General features: G+C 72.7%; 21 protein-coding genes and 1 riboswitch. Of the genes, 11 read left to right on the plus strand and 10 right to left on the minus strand.

Annotated features, from left to right (window positions below; translation table 11 throughout):
- Positions 1 to 223 precede the first annotated feature (223 nt).
- Positions 224 to 847 (plus strand): DUF4126 domain-containing protein, encoded by a 624-nt coding sequence (locus tag EAO71_RS11405; RefSeq protein WP_187282637.1) that lies wholly within the window; start codon positions 224 to 226, stop codon positions 845 to 847.
- 35 nt (positions 848 to 882) lie between these two features.
- Positions 883 to 2,316: a phytoene desaturase family protein gene (locus EAO71_RS11410; RefSeq protein WP_147977619.1), complete on the plus strand. Its 1,434-nt coding sequence runs from the start codon at positions 883 to 885 to the stop codon at positions 2,314 to 2,316.
- A 67-nt stretch (positions 2,317 to 2,383) separates the two neighbouring features.
- Here the strand turns inward: EAO71_RS11410 and EAO71_RS11415 are convergent, their stop codons facing one another.
- The 5 genes from EAO71_RS11415 to EAO71_RS11435 form a co-directional block, all read right to left on the minus strand.
- On the minus strand, positions 2,384 to 3,193 hold the full coding sequence (locus tag EAO71_RS11415; protein WP_147977620.1) for a hypothetical protein: 810 nt from the start codon (positions 3,191 to 3,193) through the stop codon (positions 2,384 to 2,386).
- Positions 3,194 to 3,244: 51 nt separating this feature from the next.
- On the minus strand, positions 3,245 to 4,162 hold the full coding sequence (metF, locus tag EAO71_RS11420; protein WP_147977621.1) for a methylenetetrahydrofolate reductase [NAD(P)H]: 918 nt from the start codon (positions 4,160 to 4,162) through the stop codon (positions 3,245 to 3,247).
- Between the two features lie 168 nt (positions 4,163 to 4,330).
- Positions 4,331 to 4,981, minus strand: coding sequence for a thiamine phosphate synthase (gene thiE / locus EAO71_RS11425; protein ID WP_147977622.1), 651 nt, complete (start codon positions 4,979 to 4,981; stop codon positions 4,331 to 4,333).
- An 87-nt stretch (positions 4,982 to 5,068) separates the two neighbouring features.
- Positions 5,069 to 5,434 carry an Rv2175c family DNA-binding protein gene (locus EAO71_RS11430; protein ID WP_147977623.1) on the minus strand — a complete coding sequence of 122 codons (366 nt, stop codon included), beginning with the start codon at positions 5,432 to 5,434 and terminating at the stop codon, positions 5,069 to 5,071.
- An 89-nt stretch (positions 5,435 to 5,523) separates the two neighbouring features.
- Positions 5,524 to 6,687, minus strand: coding sequence for an NAD(P)/FAD-dependent oxidoreductase (locus tag EAO71_RS11435; RefSeq protein WP_399755806.1), 1,164 nt, complete (start codon positions 6,685 to 6,687; stop codon positions 5,524 to 5,526).
- A 133-nt stretch (positions 6,688 to 6,820) separates the two neighbouring features.
- A riboswitch (TPP riboswitch) is annotated at positions 6,821 to 6,934 on the plus strand.
- Here EAO71_RS11435 and thiO point away from each other — a divergent pair.
- The 6 genes from thiO to EAO71_RS11465 all read left to right on the plus strand — a co-directional run bounded on the left by thiO (position 6,932) and on the right by EAO71_RS11465 (position 12,689).
- Positions 6,932 to 8,110 (plus strand): glycine oxidase ThiO, encoded by a 1,179-nt coding sequence (gene thiO / locus EAO71_RS11440; RefSeq protein ID WP_147977625.1) that lies wholly within the window; start codon positions 6,932 to 6,934, stop codon positions 8,108 to 8,110. Its footprint overlaps the riboswitch before it by 3 nt.
- The gene (gene thiS / locus EAO71_RS11445) at positions 8,107 to 8,307 is read left to right on the plus strand and encodes a sulfur carrier protein ThiS (protein ID WP_147977626.1); all 201 of its coding nucleotides are present in this window, start codon (positions 8,107 to 8,109) and stop codon (positions 8,305 to 8,307) included. The genes thiO and thiS overlap by 4 nt, the downstream gene beginning before the upstream one ends.
- 3 nt (positions 8,308 to 8,310) lie before the next feature.
- Entirely contained in the window at positions 8,311 to 9,105 is a 795-nt protein-coding gene (locus EAO71_RS11450) for a thiazole synthase (RefSeq protein WP_147977627.1), read from the plus strand.
- A 133-nt stretch (positions 9,106 to 9,238) separates the two neighbouring features.
- On the plus strand, positions 9,239 to 11,173 hold the full coding sequence (gene pknB, locus EAO71_RS11455) for a Stk1 family PASTA domain-containing Ser/Thr kinase (RefSeq protein ID WP_187282638.1): 1,935 nt from the start codon (positions 9,239 to 9,241) through the stop codon (positions 11,171 to 11,173).
- Between the two features lie 6 nt (positions 11,174 to 11,179).
- Positions 11,180 to 12,031, plus strand: coding sequence for a deoxyribonuclease IV (locus tag EAO71_RS11460; protein ID WP_147977628.1), 852 nt, complete (start codon positions 11,180 to 11,182; stop codon positions 12,029 to 12,031).
- Positions 12,032 to 12,128: 97 nt separating this feature from the next.
- Positions 12,129 to 12,689: a DUF4396 domain-containing protein gene (locus EAO71_RS11465; RefSeq protein WP_147977629.1), complete on the plus strand. Its 561-nt coding sequence runs from the start codon at positions 12,129 to 12,131 to the stop codon at positions 12,687 to 12,689.
- A 27-nt stretch (positions 12,690 to 12,716) separates the two neighbouring features.
- Here the strand turns inward: EAO71_RS11465 and EAO71_RS11470 are convergent, their stop codons facing one another.
- Entirely contained in the window at positions 12,717 to 13,349 is a 633-nt protein-coding gene (locus EAO71_RS11470; RefSeq protein WP_147977630.1) for a sulfite oxidase-like oxidoreductase, read from the minus strand.
- 174 nt (positions 13,350 to 13,523) lie between these two features.
- On the opposite strand from EAO71_RS11470, the gene bfr reads away from it, so the two are divergent.
- Positions 13,524 to 14,000: a bacterioferritin gene (gene bfr, locus EAO71_RS11475; protein WP_147977631.1), complete on the plus strand. Its 477-nt coding sequence runs from the start codon at positions 13,524 to 13,526 to the stop codon at positions 13,998 to 14,000.
- Between the two features lie 52 nt (positions 14,001 to 14,052).
- Here the strand turns inward: bfr and EAO71_RS11480 are convergent, their stop codons facing one another.
- Positions 14,053 to 14,307 carry a (2Fe-2S)-binding protein gene (locus tag EAO71_RS11480; protein ID WP_147977632.1) on the minus strand — a complete coding sequence of 85 codons (255 nt, stop codon included), beginning with the start codon at positions 14,305 to 14,307 and terminating at the stop codon, positions 14,053 to 14,055.
- A 135-nt stretch (positions 14,308 to 14,442) separates the two neighbouring features.
- Positions 14,443 to 15,795 (minus strand): class II 3-deoxy-7-phosphoheptulonate synthase, encoded by a 1,353-nt coding sequence (locus tag EAO71_RS11485; RefSeq protein WP_384868671.1) that lies wholly within the window; start codon positions 15,793 to 15,795, stop codon positions 14,443 to 14,445.
- Between the two features lie 101 nt (positions 15,796 to 15,896).
- Between EAO71_RS11485 and EAO71_RS39995 the strand changes: the two genes are divergently transcribed.
- On the plus strand, positions 15,897 to 15,953 hold the full coding sequence (locus tag EAO71_RS39995; protein WP_093653364.1) for a trp operon leader peptide: 57 nt from the start codon (positions 15,897 to 15,899) through the stop codon (positions 15,951 to 15,953).
- A 97-nt stretch (positions 15,954 to 16,050) separates the two neighbouring features.
- Positions 16,051 to 17,919, plus strand: a complete 1,869-nt coding sequence (locus EAO71_RS11495) for an anthranilate synthase family protein (RefSeq protein ID WP_147977634.1) — start codon at positions 16,051 to 16,053, stop codon at positions 17,917 to 17,919.
- A 24-nt stretch (positions 17,920 to 17,943) separates the two neighbouring features.
- On the opposite strand, the gene EAO71_RS11500 is transcribed toward EAO71_RS11495, so the two are convergent.
- Positions 17,944 to 18,945: a 2-hydroxyacid dehydrogenase gene (locus EAO71_RS11500; RefSeq protein ID WP_147977635.1), complete on the minus strand. Its 1,002-nt coding sequence runs from the start codon at positions 18,943 to 18,945 to the stop codon at positions 17,944 to 17,946.
- 86 nt (positions 18,946 to 19,031) lie between these two features.
- Entirely contained in the window at positions 19,032 to 20,060 is a 1,029-nt protein-coding gene (locus EAO71_RS11505) for a 6-phosphofructokinase (protein ID WP_147977636.1), read from the minus strand.
- Between the last annotated feature and the right edge of the window lie 13 nt (positions 20,061 to 20,073).

Raw genomic sequence — 20,073 nt, forward strand, 5'->3', positions numbered from 1 at the left:
GTGCACCCCCGTGTGCACCCCCGTGCCGGCAGGTGCGCGACCCCGCTCCGCCGCCCCGTGCCGGCGGTGCGGAGCCGCGCCCCTTCCGTTGCCCTCCACTCTTCCGTCCGCGCAGGTCGAAGCCCATCCGCGCAGCTACTCATCTCGCCGCCTAGGTACGGGTACTCAGCCGTCCGTGCCGATGCCCACGCGCGGGCCCGGCGGTCTGACTACGATCGCGACCGTGTCCGTACTCCCCCTGGTCTTCACCAGCGGCTGGGCGAGCGGGATCAACGCCTACGCGGTGGTCCTGCTGCTCGGCCTCTTCGGCATCACCGGCCTCAGCGACGAGGTGCCCCCGTCGCTGGAGCGCACCGACGTCCTGATCGCCGCCGGGGTGCTGTTCCTCTGCGAGGCGGTGGCGGACAAGATCCCCTACGTCGACTCGGTCTGGGACTCCGTCCACACGGTGATCCGGCCGATCGCCGGCGCCGTCGTGGGCGCCCTGCTCGCCGGCCAGTCGGGGTCGCTGCCGGAGCTGGCCGCGGGCGCGGTCGGCGGCACGACCGCCCTGCTGAGCCATGTCGTCAAGGCCGGGACCCGGATGGCGGTCAACACCTCGCCGGAACCGTTCTCCAACATCACCCTCAGCCTGGCCGAGGATCTCGGGGTGGCGGGGATCGTCACCTTCGCGATCTTCAACCCGCAGGCGGCGGCGGTCATCGCGGCCGTCCTGCTGGTGCTGGGGCTGGTGATACTGGGCTTCCTCGCCCACCGGATCCGCCGTTTCCTGCGCCGCAGGGCGCAGCGCCGTGAGGAGCGGCGGCTCGCGGCGGCGGGGGCCCGGGTTCCGGGACCGCCCGGCTGACCGAGGTGCCGGCGGGGGCGGATAGGGTCCCTGACATGGCACGGATTGTGGTGATCGGCGCCGGGATGGGCGCCATGGCGGCTGCGGCCCGGCTGGCCGTGGCCGGCCACCGGGTGACGGTGTACGAGCGCGCGGCGACGTACGGCGGTGGCGTCGGCCGCTTCGAGCGCGACGGCTTCGCCTTCGACACCGGCCCCCATCTGCTGCATCTCCCCGCCGTCTACCGTGACCTGTTCGTCAAGACGGGCAAGGAGCCGCTGGAGGACCGCGTCACGCTGACGCAGGTCGACCCGGCGAGCCGGCACGTCTTCGCCGACGGCACCCGGGTCGACCTGCCGAACGCCTCGCGCGCCGGCACGCTGTCCGCGCTGGACGCGGCGCTCGGCGCGGGCGCCGGGGAGCGCTGGGGGGACTTCCTGGTCCGGGCCCGCGAGACCTGGGACCGCACCCGCCGACCGCTGCTGGAGGAGCCGCAGCCCGCGGACGCCTCCGCGCTGGCCCGCGAGCCGTACCCGGCCCTGAAGGCGCCGTTCCTGCGGTCCCGCACCACCACCCTGGCCCGGGTCGGAGCGCGGGAGCTGCGCGACCCCCGGCTGGTCGCGCTGCTGGAGTCCTACGCCTGGTCGTACGGCTTCGATCCGGTCGGCGCCCCCGCCTCGGCGGCCGTCCTGCCGTACATGGAGCAGACCTTCGGCACCTGGTACGTGACGGGCGGCGTCCGGGCGCTCGCGGACGCGGTGTACGAGCGGTGCGTCGCGCGCCGGGTCGAGTTCGTCTTCGGGGCCGAGGTCACCGGCGTGCGGGAGAAGGACGGCCGGGCCGCCGGGATCGAGCTGGCGGGCGGCGAGGTGGCCGAGGCGGACCACGTCGTCGCGGGCGCGCCCGTTCCCGCGTTGTACCGGCATCACGTCGTGGGCCGGGAGAGCGGGGGCGACCGGCCGTGGGACCGGGGCGACCGCACGGGCCGGATGACGGTCTGTCTGGCCCTGCGCGGCGCGCGGGAGGCGGATGCCGTGCACCGGACGGTCGTCCACGGCGCCGGGGACCGCCCCACCACGACCGTGCTGCGGCCCGACGACCCGTCGGTGCGCCCCGACGGCGGCCACGAGGCGGTCGCCCTCACCGCGACCGTGAACCTCCACCCGGGACACGACTGGGCGGAGATCGCCCGGGAGATGGTGACGGCGGCCGAGACCGCCGTGCCGGGCCTTCGCGAGCGGCTGCTGTGGCAGGAGGTCCGCACCCCTGAGGACACCCGCCGGGAGACGGGCGTCGCCGAGGTTCCCGGCCCCGCCCTCGCGGGCGGCAGCGGGTCCTGGCTGCCGGCGGCCAACGCCTCCGCGCTGCCCGGCCTGTACTTCGCCGGCGGCTGGTCCCACCCGGGCGGCGGGCTCGCCCACGCCGGAATGTCGGGGGCGCTGGTCGCGGGCCTGATCGTGGAGGGCGCGGAGTTCCGCGGCTCGCAGTGACCGGCGGACCCGCGGGGCGGGGCGGACCCGGCCCCGCGGACGGGTCGCCCCGCCGGCCCGGAGTCCGTCAGTACCGGTACTGCTGGTCGTTGTCGTACGGCTCGTAGCCCGGCTGCTGCGGGGGCTGCTCGCCCTCCCGCTGCTGCGGCACCCACACTCCGCCGGGCGGGGTGTCGTAGCCGTACGAGGCGGCGTACGGGTCCTGGTAGGCGGCGTACTGCTGCTGACCGCCCGTGCCGTAGTCGTACGTGTACTGCTGGCCGTCCGTGCCCGGGCCGATGTACGGGTCGGAGTAGGCGGCGTACTGCTGCTGGCCGCCCGTCCCGTAGTCGTACCCCTGCTGCGGGTACGCCGAGGGGTCGTAGCCCTGCTGGTCGTAGCCCGTCCCGTAGGAGTCGTAGCCCGTGCTGTAGGCGGGCTGCTGCTCCTGCTGGGCGCCACCGGCGTAGGAGGTGTCGTAGACGCCGTACTGGCCGGTGTCCTCGGGCATCGGCTCGGGCTCGTAGACCGCGGTGCTCTCGGCCGGCGCGGGTTCCACCGGCTCGTAGGAGAGGTCGGTGACCTCCAGGGTGGGGCGTGCCTCGACCGGCGGGCCCGACCGGCGGCGACGGCTCGCGCCCGGGCTCCCGCCGATCGCCCAGCCGGTGGAGAAGCCGCGGCGGAACGACAGGGTGACGTAGGTCTGTCCGACGGCGAAGGCGACCGCCCCCGCGATGATCACGGCGACGGACGGCAGCAGGACGCCGAGGACCACCGCCAGGAAGCCGCTGAACGCGAGCAGGCGCCAGCGCAGCCGCGCCTTGTACTGGAGCAGTACCTCACCCAACAGCCACAACGCGACGACACCGAACGCGATGTAGAGGACCGTCCACCCCATGCCCGCCCCTCTCCTACGGCCACCGCCGCGGGTCGGGGGCGGGTACGCCGATCACGACTGCTCGTGCAGTCCGAGATTCTCGTAGATCTCCAGCGTCGCGGCAGAGTTGTTCAGCGTGATGAAGTGCAGTCCGGGGACACCCTCGGAGAGCAGACGCGCACAGAACTCCGTCGCGAACTCGATGCCAATGGAGCGTACAGCGGTCGGATCGTCCTTGACGGCGAGGATCCGTTCTTTCACGTCCCCGGGGAAGACCGCGTTGCTCAGCTGGGGCAGCCTGTCCAGGGTACGGGCGTTCACCACGGGCATGACCTCGGGGATGATCGGCGTCTCGCAGCCGGCCTTCTCGACGCTGTCGCGCATCCGCAGGTAGCTCTCCGGGTCGAAGAACATCTGGGTGATGGCGTAGTCGGCACCGGCGCGGCACTTGTCCACGAAGTGCCGGATGTCCGTGTCCCAGTCTTCGGAGCGGGGGTGCATCTCGGGGAACGCGGCCACGCCGACGCAGAAGTCGCCGGACTCCTTGATCAGCCGGACCAGGTCGGCGGCGTAGAGGACGCCCTCGGGGTGCTCGACCCAGGTGCCGAGCGGGTCGCCGGGCGGGTCGCCGCGCAGGGCGAGCATGTTGCGGATGCCCGCGTCGGCGTACTGCCCCAGGACGTTGCGCAGCTCGGCGACCGAGTGGTCGACGGCGGTGAGGTGGGCGACGGGCGTGAGGGTGGTGTCGGCGGCGATCTCCTGGGTGGCCTTGACCGTGCCACCGCGGGTGGAGCCGCCGGCGCCGTAGGTCACGGAGACGAAGCTCGGACCGACCTGCTCGACATGGCGCAGCGCCTTCCACAGGCTCCGCTCACCCTTCTCCGTGCGGGGCGCGAAGAACTCGAAGGAGTACGAGCACTTTCCGGACGCGAGGATGTCGCGCACCGTGCGGGCGCGATCCGACCGGGTGGAAGCGGTTCCGAGAGCCATACGGGCAGGTTAGACGTGGTCTCCCCACCGCAGAAGCCGGGTCCGCAGAATGGACACGTTTTTGGACAGGCTCCGGAGGGCGATACCGGGCGGATCCAGGAGGTGTCCCGTCGATCTTGCCGGGCCGCGGGCAGGATCGGCAAGACCCCGGGGGCTTTCCGGGCGGGCCTATGCCGTGCGCTCGCGGACCCGCTCGGCGAGCCGGGCGGCCGCCGCGGCCGGGTCGTCGGCCTCGGTGATCGCCCGGACGACGACGATCCGGCGGGCGCCGGCGTCGAGGACCTCGTCGAGGGTGGTCTCGTCGATCCCGCCGATGGCGAACCAGGGCCGGTCCTGCTCGAGGGAGGCGGCGTACCGCACGAGCCCGAGCCCCGGCGCGTACCGCCCCGGCTTGGTGGGGGTGGGCCAGCAGGGTCCGGTGCAGAAGTAGTCGACGCCGGGTTCCGCGGCGGCCGCGTCCACCTCGGACTCGGCGTGGCAGGAGCGGCCGACGAGGACGCCGTCGCCCAGAATCGCCCGGGCGGCGGGCACCGGCAGGTCGCCCTGGCCCAGGTGCAGCACGTCGGAGCCGATGGCGTGGGCGACGTCGGCCCGGTCGTTCACGGCGAGCAGCTTGCCGTGGCGGCGGCAGGCGTCGGCGAACACGGCGAGGTGCTCCAGCTCCTCGCCGGCCTCCATGCCCTTGTCGCGCAGCTGCACGATGTCCACGCCCGACGACAGCACGGCGTCGAGGAACGCGGGCAGGTCGCCCCGGCTCCTGCGGGCGTCCGTGCACAGGTAGAGCCGGGCGTCGGCGAGCCGGGCGCGAGGCGTGGGCATGGGTGGATCCCCCCGTCGGTGCGGCGGCGCCGCGGGGGCCGGGCCGGGCCCGGTCCCCGCGGAACCTCCTGTGGTGTCGTCGGTGTGTCAGACGGCGAGCGCCTGGGCGCGGCGCTTCACCTCCGTGCCACGATTCTCGCTGAGGGCCTGCGCGGGCGTGCCCGGCAGGCTGGGGTCGGGAGTGAAGAGCCACTCCAGCATCTCTTCGTCGGTGAAGCCGTCGTCCTTCAGGAGCGTCAGGGTCCCGGCGAGACCCTTGACCACCTTGTCGCCCTGGATGAAGGCGGCAGGCACCTGGAGCGCCCTGTTCTCACCGCGGCGCACGGCGATGAGCTGGCCTTCCTTGACCAGCTGCCGGACGCGCGTCACCTCGACGTCGAGCATTTCCGCGATGTCGGGGAGGTAGAGCCAGGCGGGGACGAGAGCATCGGTCTTTGCGTCAATCTCGGTCACGGGACAAGCCTGCCATCCCGGACTGACAGCCGGTAGTCGGGCCCGGTGGATGCCCCTCCGGATCGGGCCGGATCGGTGAATTCCGGGCGCTAGACCGCCGCCGCCTTCAGGGGGACGGCCGGGTCGGCCGCGCGGTCCGGGTCCATCCGGGCGCCCGCCTCGATCAGCTTGCGGCCCTGGGCCAGGTCGCGCGGGCGTCCGACGGCCAGCAGCGCGACGAGCACGCCGTCGCGCAGCCAGAGCACGGACCAGGCGGCGCCGGCCGGGTCGCCGCGGCGGACGAGGTCGCCGGCGCCGGCGTGGTGGCCGGCGTACTGCACGAAGCGGCCGAACTGCTCGGACCAGAAGTACGGGACCGGGTCGTAGTCCTCGGGGGCGTCGCCGACGATGTCGGCCGCGACCGTGCGCGGGCCCTGCAGGGCGTTGTCCCAGTGGTGGACGAGGAGCCGTTCGCCGTAGCGGGCGGACGGGAAGGAGGCGCAGTCGCCGACGGCGTACACGTCGGGCAGCGAGGTCCGCAGCCGCGCGTCGGCCGTGACGGATCCGCCCGCGTCGAGGGCGATCCCGGAGCCGTCGAGCCAGTCGGTGGCGGGCCGCGCGCCGATGCCGACGACGACCGCGTCGGCGGGCAGGTGCCGGCCGTCGGCGAGGACGACGTGGCCGGGTTCGACCGCCGCCACCCGCGCGTCGGTGAGGAGTTCGGCGCCGCTCTCGGCGTACCACCCGGCCATGGGCGCGGCGACCTCGGCGGGCAGCGCTCCGAACAGGGGCCGCTCGGCCGCCTCGACGACCGTGACGACGCACCCCGCCTCGCGCGCCGCGGTGGTGAACTCGGCGCCGATCCAGCCCGCGCCGACGACCACGATGTCGTGCCGCCGCTCCAGGACGGGCTTGAGACGGGCGGCGTCGTCCAGGGTGCGCAGCAGGTGGACGCCGGGAACGCCCTCGGTGCCCGGCAGGGTGACGGGCCGGGCCCCGGTGGCGAGGACGAGGACGTCGTACGGGACGGGGCCGGCCTCGGTGTCGATCTCGTGGTCGGCGGCGCGCAGGCCGGTCACGTCCAGGCCGAGGCGCAGCTCGATGCCGAGCGCCTCGAAGTCGACGTCGAAGGCGGAGTCCTCGGCCTTGCCCAGGAGGACCGCCTTGGAGAGCGGCGGCCGGTCGTAGGGCTGGTGCGGCTCGGCGCCGATGAGGGTGACGGGCCCGGTGAAGCCCTGTTCGCGCAGGGCGACGGCGGTCTGCACGCCCGCCATTCCGGCACCCACGACGACCACACGCTGCGATGACTGCTTCTGCTCGCTCACCCGTCCACCTTACGCATCTGACGATCCGTCAGTAAGGGTGGGCCCTGGGAGCGGAACGGGGCGGGGGCTAGTCTGGCCGACGTAAAGCACTCGCGGGAGCCCGGACGCACCGGGCTGAGAGGGAGGCTGGGACGGCCTCCGACCGTACGAACCTGATCCGGGTCATGCCGGCGAAGGGAGGGGCTGGACGCCCATGCAGCCACGTTCAGGATCGGACGTCCTCGTCATCGGGGGCGGGATCATCGGCCTGGTCACGGCCTGGCGGACCGCGCTGCGCGGACTGCGCACCGCCGTCGTCGACCCCGGACCGGGCGGCGGGGCCGCCGCCGTGGCGGCGGGCATGCTCGCCGCCGTCACCGAACTCCACTACGGCGAGGAGACCCTGCTCGGGCTCAACCTCGCCTCCGCGCGCCGCTATCCGGGGTTCGTCGATGAACTCCAGGACGCCACGGGGCACGACGTCGGCTACCGCGCCTGCGGCACGCTCGCCGTCGCGCTCGACGCCGACGACCGCGCGCACCTGCGGGAACTGCACGCGCTGCAGACCCGCTGCGGCCTGGAGTCGGAGTGGCTCAGCGGGCGCGACTGCCGGCGCCTGGAGCCGATGCTGGCACCGGGCGTGCGGGGCGGGCTGCGGGTCGACGGCGACCACCAGGTCGATCCGCGCCGGCTCGCCGCGGCGCTGGTCACCGCCTGCGAACGGGCCGGCGTGATCTTCCACCGGGCCGTCGCGGAACGGCTGACGGTGGCCCGGGACCGAGCCGTGGGCGCGGTGCTCGACGACGGCACGGAGCTCCTCGCGGACCGGGTCGTCCTGGCCGGCGGCAGCCTCAGCGGCCGGCTGGCCGGCGTACCGGACGAGGTCCTGCCGCCGGTGCGCCCGGTGAAGGGACAGGTGCTGCGGCTCACCGTGCCGCCGGCGTACGCGCCGTTCCTGTCCCGGACCGTACGGGCCGTCGTCCGGGGCAGCCACGTCTACCTGGTGCCGCGCGAGAGCGGCGAGCTCGTCGTCGGCGCGACCAGCGAGGAGCTGGGCTGGGACACGACGGTGACCGCGGGCGGGGTGTACGAGCTGCTGCGCGACGCCCACGAGCTGGTGCCCGGCATCACCGAACTGCCGCTCACCGAGACCCGGGCCGGTCTGCGCCCCGGCTCGCCGGACAACGCCCCCATGCTCGGCCCGAGCGCCCTGCCGGGCCTCCATCTGGCCACCGGCCACTACCGCAACGGGGTGCTGCTCACCCCCGTCACGGGTGACGTCATGGCCGAGGTCCTGGCCACCGGCACGCTGCCGGACGAGGCGCGTCCCTTCACCCCCCGCCGTTTCTCCCCCGCACSCCCGGTGCACGCACGTCAGGAGCAGCCCGCATGAACGTCTCCGTGAACGGGGAGCCGCACGTGCTCGCCGGCCCCCTCTCCCTCGACGTCCTGGTCGCCACCCTGACCACGGCGCCCTCGGGCGTGGCCGCGGCCGTCAACGAGGCGGTCGTGCCGCGCAGCCGGTGGGCCGCGACCGTCCTCGGCGAGGGGGACCGGGTCGAGGTCCTCACCGCGGTGCAGGGAGGCTGAGCGATGTCCGACGATCTCCTCGTCCTCGGCGGCACCGAGTTCTCCTCGCGCCTGATCATGGGCACCGGCGGGGCGCCCAGCCTCGACGTGCTGGAGCGTTCGCTGGTCGCCAGCGGCACCGAACTCACGACGGTCGCGATGCGGCGGCTCGACCCGACGGTGCAGGGCTCGGTGCTGTCCGTCCTGGACCGGCTCGGCATCCGGGTCCTGCCCAACACGGCGGGCTGCTTCACCGCGGGCGAGGCCGTGCTGACGGCCCGGCTCGCCCGCGAGGCGCTGGGCACCGACTGGATCAAGCTGGAGGTCGTCGCCGACGAGCGGACCCTGCTGCCGGACGCGGTGGAGCTGCTCGACGCGGCGGAGACCCTGGTCGACGACGGCTTCACGGTGCTGCCGTACACCAACGACGATCCGGTCCTCGCGAAGAAGCTGGAGGACGTGGGGTGCGCGGCGATCATGCCGCTGGGCTCGCCCATCGGCTCCGGGCTCGGGATCCGCAACCCGCACAACTTCTCCCTGATCGTGGAGCGGGCGCAGGTGCCGGTGATCCTGGACGCGGGGGCCGGAACGGCCTCGGACGCGGCGCTCGCGATGGAGCTGGGCTGCGCGGCGGTGATGCTCGCCTCGGCGGTGACCCGGGCGCAGGAGCCGGTGCTGATGGCGGACGCGATGCGGCACGCGGTGGAGGCGGGCCGGCTGGCCCGGCGGGCGGGCCGCATCCCCCGCCGGCACTTCGCCGAGGCCTCCTCGCCGACGGAGGGCCGGGCGCACCTGGATCCGGAGCGCCCGGCGTTCTGAGGGCCGGGCGCCGCGGGGCGGGGCGCAGCCGCGGCGGCCCGCCCGTCCCCGCGCCGTCACAGCTCGGCTGCAGTACGGGCCCGTCCCGGCCACGCGGACCGCGTCGTGCCCACGGACTCGTAAACTCGGGGCCGTGGACACGACCCTTCAGGACCCCCTCGTCGGGCAGCTGCTCGACGGCCGCTACCGCGTCGACGCGCGCGTCGCCGTCGGCGGGATGGCCACGGTCTACCGGGCCGTCGACATCCGGCTCGACCGGGTGCTCGCGCTCAAGGTGATGCACCCGTCGCTCGCCACGGACGCGACCTTCGTCGAGCGGTTCATCCGCGAGGCGAAGTCCGTCGCACGGCTGTCCCACCCGAACGTCGTGGGGGTCTTCGACCAGGGCGCGGACGGCGCGTACGTCTATCTCGCCATGGAGTACGTCGCCGGCTGCACGCTGCGCGACGTCCTGCGCGAACGCGGCGCCCTCCGGCCCCGCGCCGCTCTCGACATCCTGGAACCGGTGCTCGCCGCGCTCGGCGCCGCGCACCGGGCCGGGTTCGTGCACCGGGACATGAAGCCCGAGAACGTCCTGATAGGGGACGACGGCCGGGTCAAGGTCGCCGACTTCGGGCTCGTACGGGCGGTCGGCTCCGCCACCCAGACCACGGGCGCCGTCCTCGGCACCGTCTCCTACCTCGCACCCGAGCAGATCGAGCACGGCACCGCCGACACCCGCGCCGACGTGTACGCCTGCGGCGTCGTCCTGTACGAGATGCTGACCGGCGGCAAGCCGCACACCGGCGACACCCCCGCCCAGGTGCTCTACCAGCACCTGAACACCGACGTCCCGGCCCCGTCGGCCGCCGTCCCGGGCCTCGCGCTCGAACTGGACGAGCTGGTCGCGGGCGCCACCGCGCGCAACGCGGACGTCCGCCCCTACGACGCCGTCGACCTGCTGGCCCGGACCCGGGAGGCCCGCGCCGCGCTGAGCGACGAGCAGCTGGACCTGGTGCCGCCGCAGGCGCGCCAGGAGGGCGCCGCCGGGCCGGGAGCCCCGTCCGAGGACCCGACCAGCGTGATCCCGCGCGTGCCGTCCGAGCGCACCAGCAGACTGGGCCTGCCGCCGGAGCCCGTGCCGGCCGCGCACGCGACGCCCGGACTCCCCCCGGCCCCGAGAGCGGGCCGGGCCCCCCTGCTGTCCCGCGGTCCGCTGCTGGTCGTCGCCGCCGTCCTGCTGATCCTCGGGATCGGCACCGGCGTCTGGTACATCAATTCCGGCCAGTTCACCCGGGTCCCGGCCGTGCTCGGCCAGACGGAGGCCGAGGCCACGAAGCGGCTCGCCGACGCCGGACTCGACGTCGGCGCGACCGACCGCGCCTTCAGCGAGGTCTACGAGCGCGGCACCGTCATGGACACCGACCCGGCCCCCGGCGAGCGGATCCGCGGCAACGGCTCGGTGAAGCTGACCCTCTCGCGCGGTCCCGAGGTCGTGAAGGTCCCCCACCTCAAGGGCAAGCCGCTGGCGGAGGCGAAGAAGCTGCTGGAGCAGGAGGGGCTCGCCACCGGCGTGGTCACGAACACCTTCAGCCGGTCGGTCCCGCAGGGCGCGGTGATCGGCTCGGACCCCGAGCCCGGCACCGAGCGCGCCCCCGACTCCGCGATCGCCCTGGTCGTCAGCAAGGGCGCCCCGATCGACGTCCCGGACGTGACCGGCGAGAGCGTGGCGGACGCGACGAGCACGCTCCAGGAGGCCGGCCTCACCGTGCGGGTCGCCACCGAGCGGATCGACTCCCCCGAGGACGCGGGCACGATCGCCGCCCAGTCACTGGCCGAGGGCAGCCGGGCCGCCAAGGGGGACACGATCACCCTCACCGTCTCCAAGGGCCCGAAGATGGTCGCCGTCCCGGACGTCGTGGGCGCCACGGTCGACGAGGCGCGCGCGGAGCTGGAGGGCGCGGGCTTCGAGGTGAAGGTCGAGAAGTCCTTCCCCTACCTCGGGAACACGGTCGCGGAGCAGTCCGTCGACGGCGGCTCCACGGCGGCCGAGGGCTCCACGATCACCATCACGATCAAGGGACTGTAGAGACTCATGCGCAACCCCGTCGGCGGCCACGTCCCCGTGGCCGGCGGCCTCGCCACGGTCGGACTCGGCTACGCCCGCACCCTCGGCGCCGAGACCGTGCAGGTCTTCGTCGCCAACCCGCGCGGCTGGGCGACACCCGCCGGCAACCCCGCGCAGGACGAACGCTTCCGCGCGGAGTGCGAGGCCGAGGGCCTGTCCGCCTGGGTGCACGCCCCGTACCTGATCAACTTCGGCTCCCACACCGAGGCCACCGTCGAGCACTCGGTCACCTCGCTGCGCCACTCGCTGCGCCGCGCCCGGGAGATCGGTGCGCGGGGCGTGGTGGTGCACACCGGTTCGGCGACCGGCGGCCGGCCGCGCGAGGTGGCGCTGGCGCAGGTGCGGGAACGGATGCGCCCGCTGCTGGACGAGCTGACGCACGACGACGACCCGTTCCTGCTGCTGGAGTCGACGGCGGGGCAGGGCTCCTCGCTCTGCTCGCGGGCGGAGGACCTCGGCCCGTACTTCGACGCCCTCGACCACCACCCCCGGCTGGGGATCTGCCTGGACACCTGTCACATCTTCGCCGCCGGCCACGACCTGACCGGGCCGGACGGCATGGCGCGCACCCTCGACGAGCTGGTGGCGACCGTCGGAGAGGGCCGGCTGAAGCTGATCCACGCCAACGACTCCGAGGACGTCGTCGGCGCGCACAAGGACCGGCACGCGAACATCGGCGCCGGGCACATCGGCGAGGAGCCGTTCCGGACGCTGTTCAGCCACCCGGCGACCGAGGGCGTCCCGCTGGTCATCGAGACTCCCGGCGGGGCCGCGGGGCACGCGGCGGACGTGGAGCGGCTGAAGAAGCTCAGGGAGTGAGCGGCCCGGCACGCGCACCACACAGTTGAGGAATACCCCAGGGGGGTATACGGTTCCTGTAGAGGCAGGAACCGCTACTCGACGTTTGGGGCCCGTCATGGAGCACGAAGCGCACACCGAGCACCACAGCACCGGTCACCAGGGCCACGGGAGCCACGGGGGTCACGCGGGACACGACGCCGGCGGGCACGGGAGCGGTCACGCGCACCACGCCTCCGGCGGGGTCACCTGGGCCACGGCCGCCAGGGCGACGCTGCACTGCCTCACCGGCTGCGCCATCGGCGAGGTGCTCGGCATGATCATCGGCACCGCGCTGGGCTGGGGCAACATGCCGACGATGATCCTGGCGATCGTCCTGGCGTTCTTCTTCGGCTACGCGCTCACCCTGCGCGGCATCCTGACGGCCGGCGTCGGCTTCCGGACCGCCGTCAAGGTCGCGCTGGCCGCCGACACCCTCTCGATCGCCGTCATGGAGCTGATCGACAACGGCGTGATCGCCCTGTGGCCGGGCGCCATGGACGCGCACCTGACGGACGCGCTGTTCTGGGTCGTCCTCGCGATCGCGCTCGCCGCCGCCTTCGTCCTCACCACGCCGGTCAACAAGTGGATGATCGGCCGGGGCAAGGGACACGCGGTGGTGCACCGGTACCACCACTGAACGGGGCCGGGGGCGGACCCCTCGGAGCTACAGCTCCGGGCCGTCCCCGGGCTCCTCCTGGTAGGAGTAGCGCTGCTCCGTCCACGGGTCGCCGATGTTGTGGTAGCCGCGCTCCTCCCAGAAGCCGCGGCGGTCGGCGGTCATGTACTCCACGCCGCGGACCCACTTCGGGCCCTTCCAGGCATAGAGGTGCGGAACGACGAGCCGGAGCGGGAAGCCGTGCTCGGCGGTGAGCAGCTCACCGTCCTTGTGGGTGGCGAAGATCGTCCGGTCCGAGGCGAAGTCGGCCAGGCGCATGTTGGCGCTGAAGCCGTACTCGGCCCAGACCATCACGTGCGTGACGTTCGCGGCCGGCGGGGCCAGGTCGAGGATCGTCCGGGCGGGGACGCCACCCCATTCGGCCCCCAGCATGCTGAACTTCGTCACACAGTGCAGATCGGCCACGACCGTCGCGAACGGCAGGGCCGAGAACTCCTCGTGGTTCCAGCACCGCTTGTCGCCGTCCGCCGTGGCGCCGAAGACCCTGAACTCCCAGCGGTCCGGCTTGAACTTGGGAACGGGGCCGTAATGGGTGACCGGCCAGCCGCGTTGCAGCCGCTGTCCCGGCGGAAGATCCGACTGTCCTGCTTCCCGGTGTACTCCGCTCTCCGGCTGACCCATGTCATCCATGGTGACAGACCGCGAGGGGTGGTCATGACCAGGCAACCTCCGACCTCGCACGATTAGGGCAACTCCCACTAAGCCTGCACTTACTGGACGCCCCCCATGCGTGGTGCGAGGATGCCGCCATCCTGCCCAGTCACGACACAGACATGCGTGGAAGGAGCCTCTGCGATGCAGGGCGACCCCGAGGTCCTCGAGTTCCTCAACGAGCAGCTGACCGGCGAGCTGACGGCCATCAACCAGTACTGGCTGCACTACCGCATCCAGGACAACAAGGGCTGGACGAAGCTCGCCAAGTACACCCGCGAAGAATCCATCGACGAGATGAAGCACGCGGACAAGCTGACCGAGCGCATCCTGATGCTGGACGGTCTGCCCAACTACCAGCGGCTCTTCCACGTCCGGGTCGGCCAGACCATCACGGAGATGTTCCAGGCGGACCGCCAGGTGGAGGTGGAGGCGATCGACCGCCTCAAGCGCGGCATCGAGGTCATGCGCACCAAGGGCGACATCACCTCGGCGAACCTCTTCGAGGAGATCCTGGCCGACGAGGAGCACCACATCGACTACCTCGACACCCAGCTGGAGCTCATCGAGAGCCTGGGCGAGGCGCTCTACATCTCGACGCTGATCGAGCAGCCGAGCTAGGTCCGTCCGGGCACGGCGGACGGCAGGCGGCGCCGAGCGGGCAGCGGGGGCCTCAGGCGGCCTCGGAGAGCTCCTCCGGTACGGCCGGCTCACCCGTCAGGGCCGGGACGCCCTGGTCCAGGAGCTCCCGTCGCGGGCAGTTGCCACGGCCCAGAATGGCTTGAATGCGTCGTACGCAGGAGCCGCAGTCGGTGCCGGCCTTGCAGGCGGAGGCGATCTGGCGAGGCGTGCACGCGCCCGCGTCCGCATGCTCCTTGACCTGCCTCTCCGTGACACCGAAGCATGAGCAGACGTACACGCGGTTCACCTCCCGCCGGGATCGATAAGGCTAACCTAACCTTACCCGGCGGGTCTGGCGCGTAAAAGCCCTCATGACGACGGTGGGGCACGGATCACATCGATCCGTGCCCCACCGTCGTAGGAAGCTACCTACTGATCACGCTCACTGGTCCCGGTACATCTCCGCCACCAGGAACGCCAGGTCCAGCGACTGGCTGCGGTTGAGGCGCGGGTCGCAGGCCGTCTCGTAGCGCTGGTGCAGGTCGTCGACGAAGATCTCGTCGCCGCCGCCCACGCACTCGGTGACGTCGTCACCGGTGAGCTCGACGTGGATGCCGCCGGGGTGGGTGCCGAGGGCCTTGTGGACCTCGAAGAAGCCCTTGACCTCGTCGAGCACGTCGTCGAAGCGCCGGGTCTTGTGCCCCGAGGCCGCCTCGAAGGTGTTGCCGTGCATCGGGTCGGTCACCCAGGCGACGACCGCGCCGGAGGCGGTGACCTTCTCGACCAGCTCCGGGAGCTTGTCCCGGACCTTGTCGGCGCCCATGCGGACGACGAAGGTCAGCCGGCCCGGCTCGCGCTCGGGGTCCAGGCGGTCGATGTAGGTCAGCGCCTCGTCGACCGTGGTGGTCGGACCGAGCTTGATGCCGACCGGGTTGGCGATCTGCGCGCAGAACTCGATGTGCGCGTGGTCCAGCTGGCGGGTGCGCTCACCGATCCAGACCATGTGGCCGGAGGTGTCGTACAGCTTGCCGGTACGCGAGTCCGTCCGGGTCAGCGCGCCCTCGTAGGCGAGCAGCAGCGCCTCGTGCGAGGAGTAGAACTCCACCGCCTTGAACTCGGCCGGGTCGGTGCCGCAGGCCTTCATGAAGTTCAGCGCGTTGTCGATCTCGCGCGCCAGCTGCTCGTAGCGCTGTCCCGACGGGGACGACTTCACGAAGTCCTGGTTCCAGGCGTGCACCTGGCGCAGGTCGGCGTAACCACCGGTGGTGAAGGCACGCACCAGGTTGAGCGTCGAGGCGGAGGCGTTGTACATCCGCTTGAGGCGCTCGGGGTCCGGGACGCGGGCCTTCTCGTTGAAGTCGAAGCCGTTGACGGAGTCGCCGCGGTAGGTCGGCAGGGTCACGCCGTCGCGGGTCTCGGTCCCCTTGGAACGGGGCTTGGAGTACTGCCCCGCGATGCGGCCGACCTTCACGACGGGCACGGAGGCCGCGTAGGTGAGGACGGCGCTCATCTGGAGCAGCGTCTTGAGCTTGGCACGGATGTGGTCGGCGGACACGGCGTCGAAGGCCTCGGCGCAGTCGCCGCCCTGGAGCAGGAACGCCTCGCCACGGGCGACGGCTCCCATCCGGGCGCGCAGCTGGTCGCACTCGCCCGCGAAGACGAGCGGGGGATACGACTCGAGGTCCGCGATCACATCGCGCAGAGCCTCGGCATCGGGGTACTCAGGCTGCTGCGCCGCGGGCAGGTCTCGCCAGGTCGCCTTGGCGACGGCGTGGGGTTCAGCGTTCACGGTCACACGACCCACAGTACGTGGCCGAGGACTCCGTCCACGCCAGTGACCGCTTGATGAGACGGAAGAGACGGACGGGACATCTTGGATGGGCTACCATCACCGGCATGTTCGCGCAGACGACCCGTAACTGGTGGTGGACCGCTCATCCGGCGGCCCACTGAATGCGCGTACCCGAACACGCGAAGGCCGCCCGAGGGGCGGCCTTCTTCCGTTTCCAGGGCCGTTCCTCTCCGCTCCACGGAAGGAACGACGTACCGCATGGACCTCTCCCGTCTCCTCGACGACTCCTGCCCCCCGTTCGCGCTGCTGCGCCGGCGCACCCCCGGACGTGACCACGACACCGTCGAGGTGCTGATCGGCGCCGTCCACGAGGCCGAGCGGCTCGCCGAACTGCCGGTCGGCGAGCGGCCGACGCTCGCCCTCGTGCCGTTCCGGCAGATCCGGGAGCGCGGCTTCGACGTCCGCGACGACGGCACCCCGCTGTCCTTCCTCGTCGCCGAGGAGGCGTACGAGCTGCCGCTGTCCGAGGCGATGGAGCGGCTTCCGGCCCACGACGTACGGGTGGAGGGCGGCGGCTTCGACGTGTCCGACGAGCTGTACGCGCGGACGGTGCGCCGGGTCGTGGAGGAGGAGATCGGCTCGGGCGAAGGGGCGAACTTCGTCATCCGCCGGACCTACACGGGCGAGATCCCCGGCTTCGGGCGGGCCGACGCGCTCGCGCTCTTCCGGCGGCTGCTGGCGGGCGAGCGAGGGGCGTACTGGACCTTCGTCGTCCACACCGGGTCCCGCACCCTGGTCGGCGCGAGCCCGGAGGTGCACGTCCGGATGTCCGGCGGGACGGTCGTGATGAACCCGATCAGCGGCACCTACCGGTACCCGGCCGGCGCGGCCCCGACCCCCGAGGACCTGCTGGCCTTCCTGGCCGACCGCAAGGAGACGGAGGAGCTCTCCATGGTGGTCGACGAGGAGCTGAAGATGATGTGCACCGTCGGCGACCGGGGCGGAGTGGTGATCGGGCCGCGTCTCAAGGAGATGGCCCATCTCGCTCATACGGAGTACGAGCTGCGCGGCCGTTCGTCCCTCGACGTGCGGGAGGTCCTGCGGGAGACCATGTTCGCCGCGACCGTCACCGGCTCGCCGGTGCAGAACGCCTGCCGGGTGATCGAGCGGCACGAGACCGGCGGCCGCGGCTACTACGCGGGCGCGCTGGCGCTGCTCGGCACGGACGCGACCGGGACCCAGACCCTGGACTCCCCCATCCTGATCCGGACCGCGGACATCGCCGCGGACGGCCGGCTGCGGGTGCCGGTCGGCGCGACGCTTGTACGCCACTCCGACCCGGCGGGCGAGGTCGCCGAGACCCACGCCAAGGCGGCGGGGGTCCTCACGGCGCTCGGCGTACGGGAGGGGCGGCCCCTCGACGCCTCGCCGCGGGCGCCCCGGCTGGCCGACGACCCGCGGGTGCGCGCGGCCCTGGACGCGCGGCGGGCGGACCTCGCGCCGTTCTGGCTGAAGATGCAGGTGCGGGCGGCCGAGCTGACGGGCCACGCCCTGGTCGTCGACGCGGAGGACACCTTCACCGCGATGCTCGCGCACCTGCTGCGCTCCTCCGGCCTGGAGGTCTCGGTGCTCCGCTACGACGAGCCGGGCCTGCGGGAGCTGGCGCTCGGCCACGAGGGGCCGGTGGTGCTCGGTCCGGGGCCCGGCGACCCGGGTGACGCGGCCGATCCGAAGATGCGGTTCCTGCGCGCGCTCACGGCCGATCTCGTACGGGACCACCGGCACGGGCTGCTCGGGGTGTGCCTGGGCCACGAGCTGATCGCGGCGGAGCTGGGGCTGGAGATCGTGCGCAAGCGGACCCCCTTCCAGGGGGCGCAGACGCGGATCGACCTCTTCGGGCAGGAGCGGACGGTGGGCTTCTACAACAGCTTCACCGCGCGGTGCGACGACCGGGCCGCGACGGAACTGGCGCTGCACCGGATCGAGGTGAGCCGCGACGCCGCCACGGACGAGGTGCACGCGCTGCGCGGTCCGGGCTTCGCCGGCGTGCAGTTCCATCCGGAGTCGGTCCTGACCCGGGACGGCGCCGCGCTCACCGCGTCGCTGCTCGCGGGGGTGCTGGTCTAGGGGTGCTGGTCTCGGGGTGCTGGTCTAGGGGGTGTCGGCCGGGACCAGGACGTTCTCGCTGCGCCGGCCCGCGGTGTAGTCGAGGACGTTCCGGACGGTGGCGTCGATGATCTGGCTGACCGCGTCGACGGTGTAGTAGGCCTGGTGGGAGGTGACCAGGACGTTCGGGAAGGTCATGAGCCGGGCCAGGGTGTCGTCCCGGACGATCTCCAGGGACTTGTCGAGGAAGAAGAGCCCGGCCTCCGCCTCGTACACGTCGAGGCCGACCCCGGCGAACCGGCCGGCGCGGAGTTCGGTGACGAGCGCCTCGGTGTCGATCAGACCGCCGCGGCTGGAGTTCACCAGCAGGACGTCGTCCTTCATCGCCTTGAGCGCGGCGGCGTCGATCAGCCGCTGCGTGGCGGGGAGAAGCGGGACGTGGAGGCTGATCAGATCGGCCTCGGCGAAGAGCCGCTCCTTGTCGACGTACGTCATGCCGAGCTCCAGGCAGGCGGGGTTCTCGGCGATGTCCCAGCCGAGCAGCCTCATGCCGTAGCCGTGGGCGATCCGGGTGAAGGCCTCGCCGATCTTGCCGGTGCCGAGGACGCCCACGGTGCGGCCGCGCAGGTCGCGGCCCATCAGTCCGGCGAGCCGGAAGTCGAAGTCGCGGGTCCGGTTGGAGGCGCGGACGATCCGGCGGTTGACGGCCGTCGCCAGGGTCCAGGCGAACTCGGCGACCGAGTACGGGGAGTAGTACGAGACGCGGGCGATGGTGAGGCCGAGCCCGGCGGCGACGTCGAGGTCGATGTTGTTGAAGCCGGTGGAGCGCTGGGCGATCAGCCGGGTGCCGCCGGCGTGGAGGGTGCGCAGCACGCGGCCGCCGAGGTCGGCGTTGACGCTGCTGGAGACGATCTCGTAGCCGGCCGCGATGGGCGCGGTGTCCTCGGTGAGGAAGACCTCCAGACAGCGGACGTCGTGGTGGCCCTCGAAGGCCTTCTCGATCATCGGCTTCTCGTCCGCCTGCACGCCGAACGCCAGGATTTCCACGGAGCCCCTCCGGGGGTGTGCCGGAATTGTCTGGTCCCGGCGAATATACGGCCCCCGGAGGCGCCCGGCCCCCGGGCCGCCCGGCCTCAGCCGAAGAAGACCCCGGCCTCGGCGTAGAGGGCGGGATCGACCGTCTTGAGCCGGGCGGTGGCCTCCGCGATCGGCACGCGCACGATGTCGGTGCCGCGCAGGGCGACCATCGTGCCGAAGTCGCCGTCCCGCACGGCGTCGATCGCGTGCAGTCCGAAGCGCGTGGCCAGCCAGCGGTCGAAGGCACTGGGCGTGCCGCCGCGCTGCACGTGGCCGAGGACGGTGGTCCGGGCCTCCTTTCCGGTGCGGCGCTCGATCTCCCCGGCGAGCCACTCCCCCACGCCGGACAGCCGGACGTGGCCGTACGCGTCGCGCGTCGCGTCCTTGAGGACCGCGTCCCCGTCCCGGGGCATCGCCCCCTCGGCCACGACGACGATCGGGGCGTACGTGGCCCGGAAGCGCGAGGTGACCCAGCCGCAGACCTGGTCGAGGTCGAACCGCTGCTCGGGGATGAGGATGACGTTGGCGCCGCCGGCGAGCCCGGCGTGCAGCGCGATCCAGCCGGAGTGCCGGCCCATCACCTCCACGACCAGGACGCGCATGTGGGACTCGGCGGTGGTGTGGAGGCGGTCGATGGCCTCGGTGGCGATGCCGACCGCGGTGTCGAAGCCGAAGGTGTAGTCGGTGGCCGACAGGTCGTTGTCGATGGTCTTGGGGACGCCGACGCAGGGGACGCCGTACTCGTCGACCAGCCGGGCGGCGACCCCGAGCGTGTCCTCGCCGCCGATCGCGACGAGGGCGTCGACCCGGTGCTTGGCAAGGTTCTCCTTGATCCGGCGGATGCCGTTCTCCGCCGTGAACGGGTTGGTGCGGGAGGAACCGAGGATGGTGCCGCCGCGCGGCAGGATGCCGCGGACGGCCCGGATGTCGAGCCGTACGGTGACGCCGTCCAGCGGACCGCGCCAGCCGTCGCGGAAGCCGGTGAAGGCGTAGCCGTACTCCTGGACGCCCTTGCGGACGAGGGCGCGGACGACCGCGTTGAGACCGGGGCAGTCGCCGCCTCCGGTGAGTACGCCGACGCGCATGAAGGTCTCCTTC

This window comes from Streptomyces sp. MS191 (assembly GCF_008042125.1).
Classification (GTDB): Bacteria; Actinomycetota; Actinomycetes; order Streptomycetales; family Streptomycetaceae; genus Streptomyces.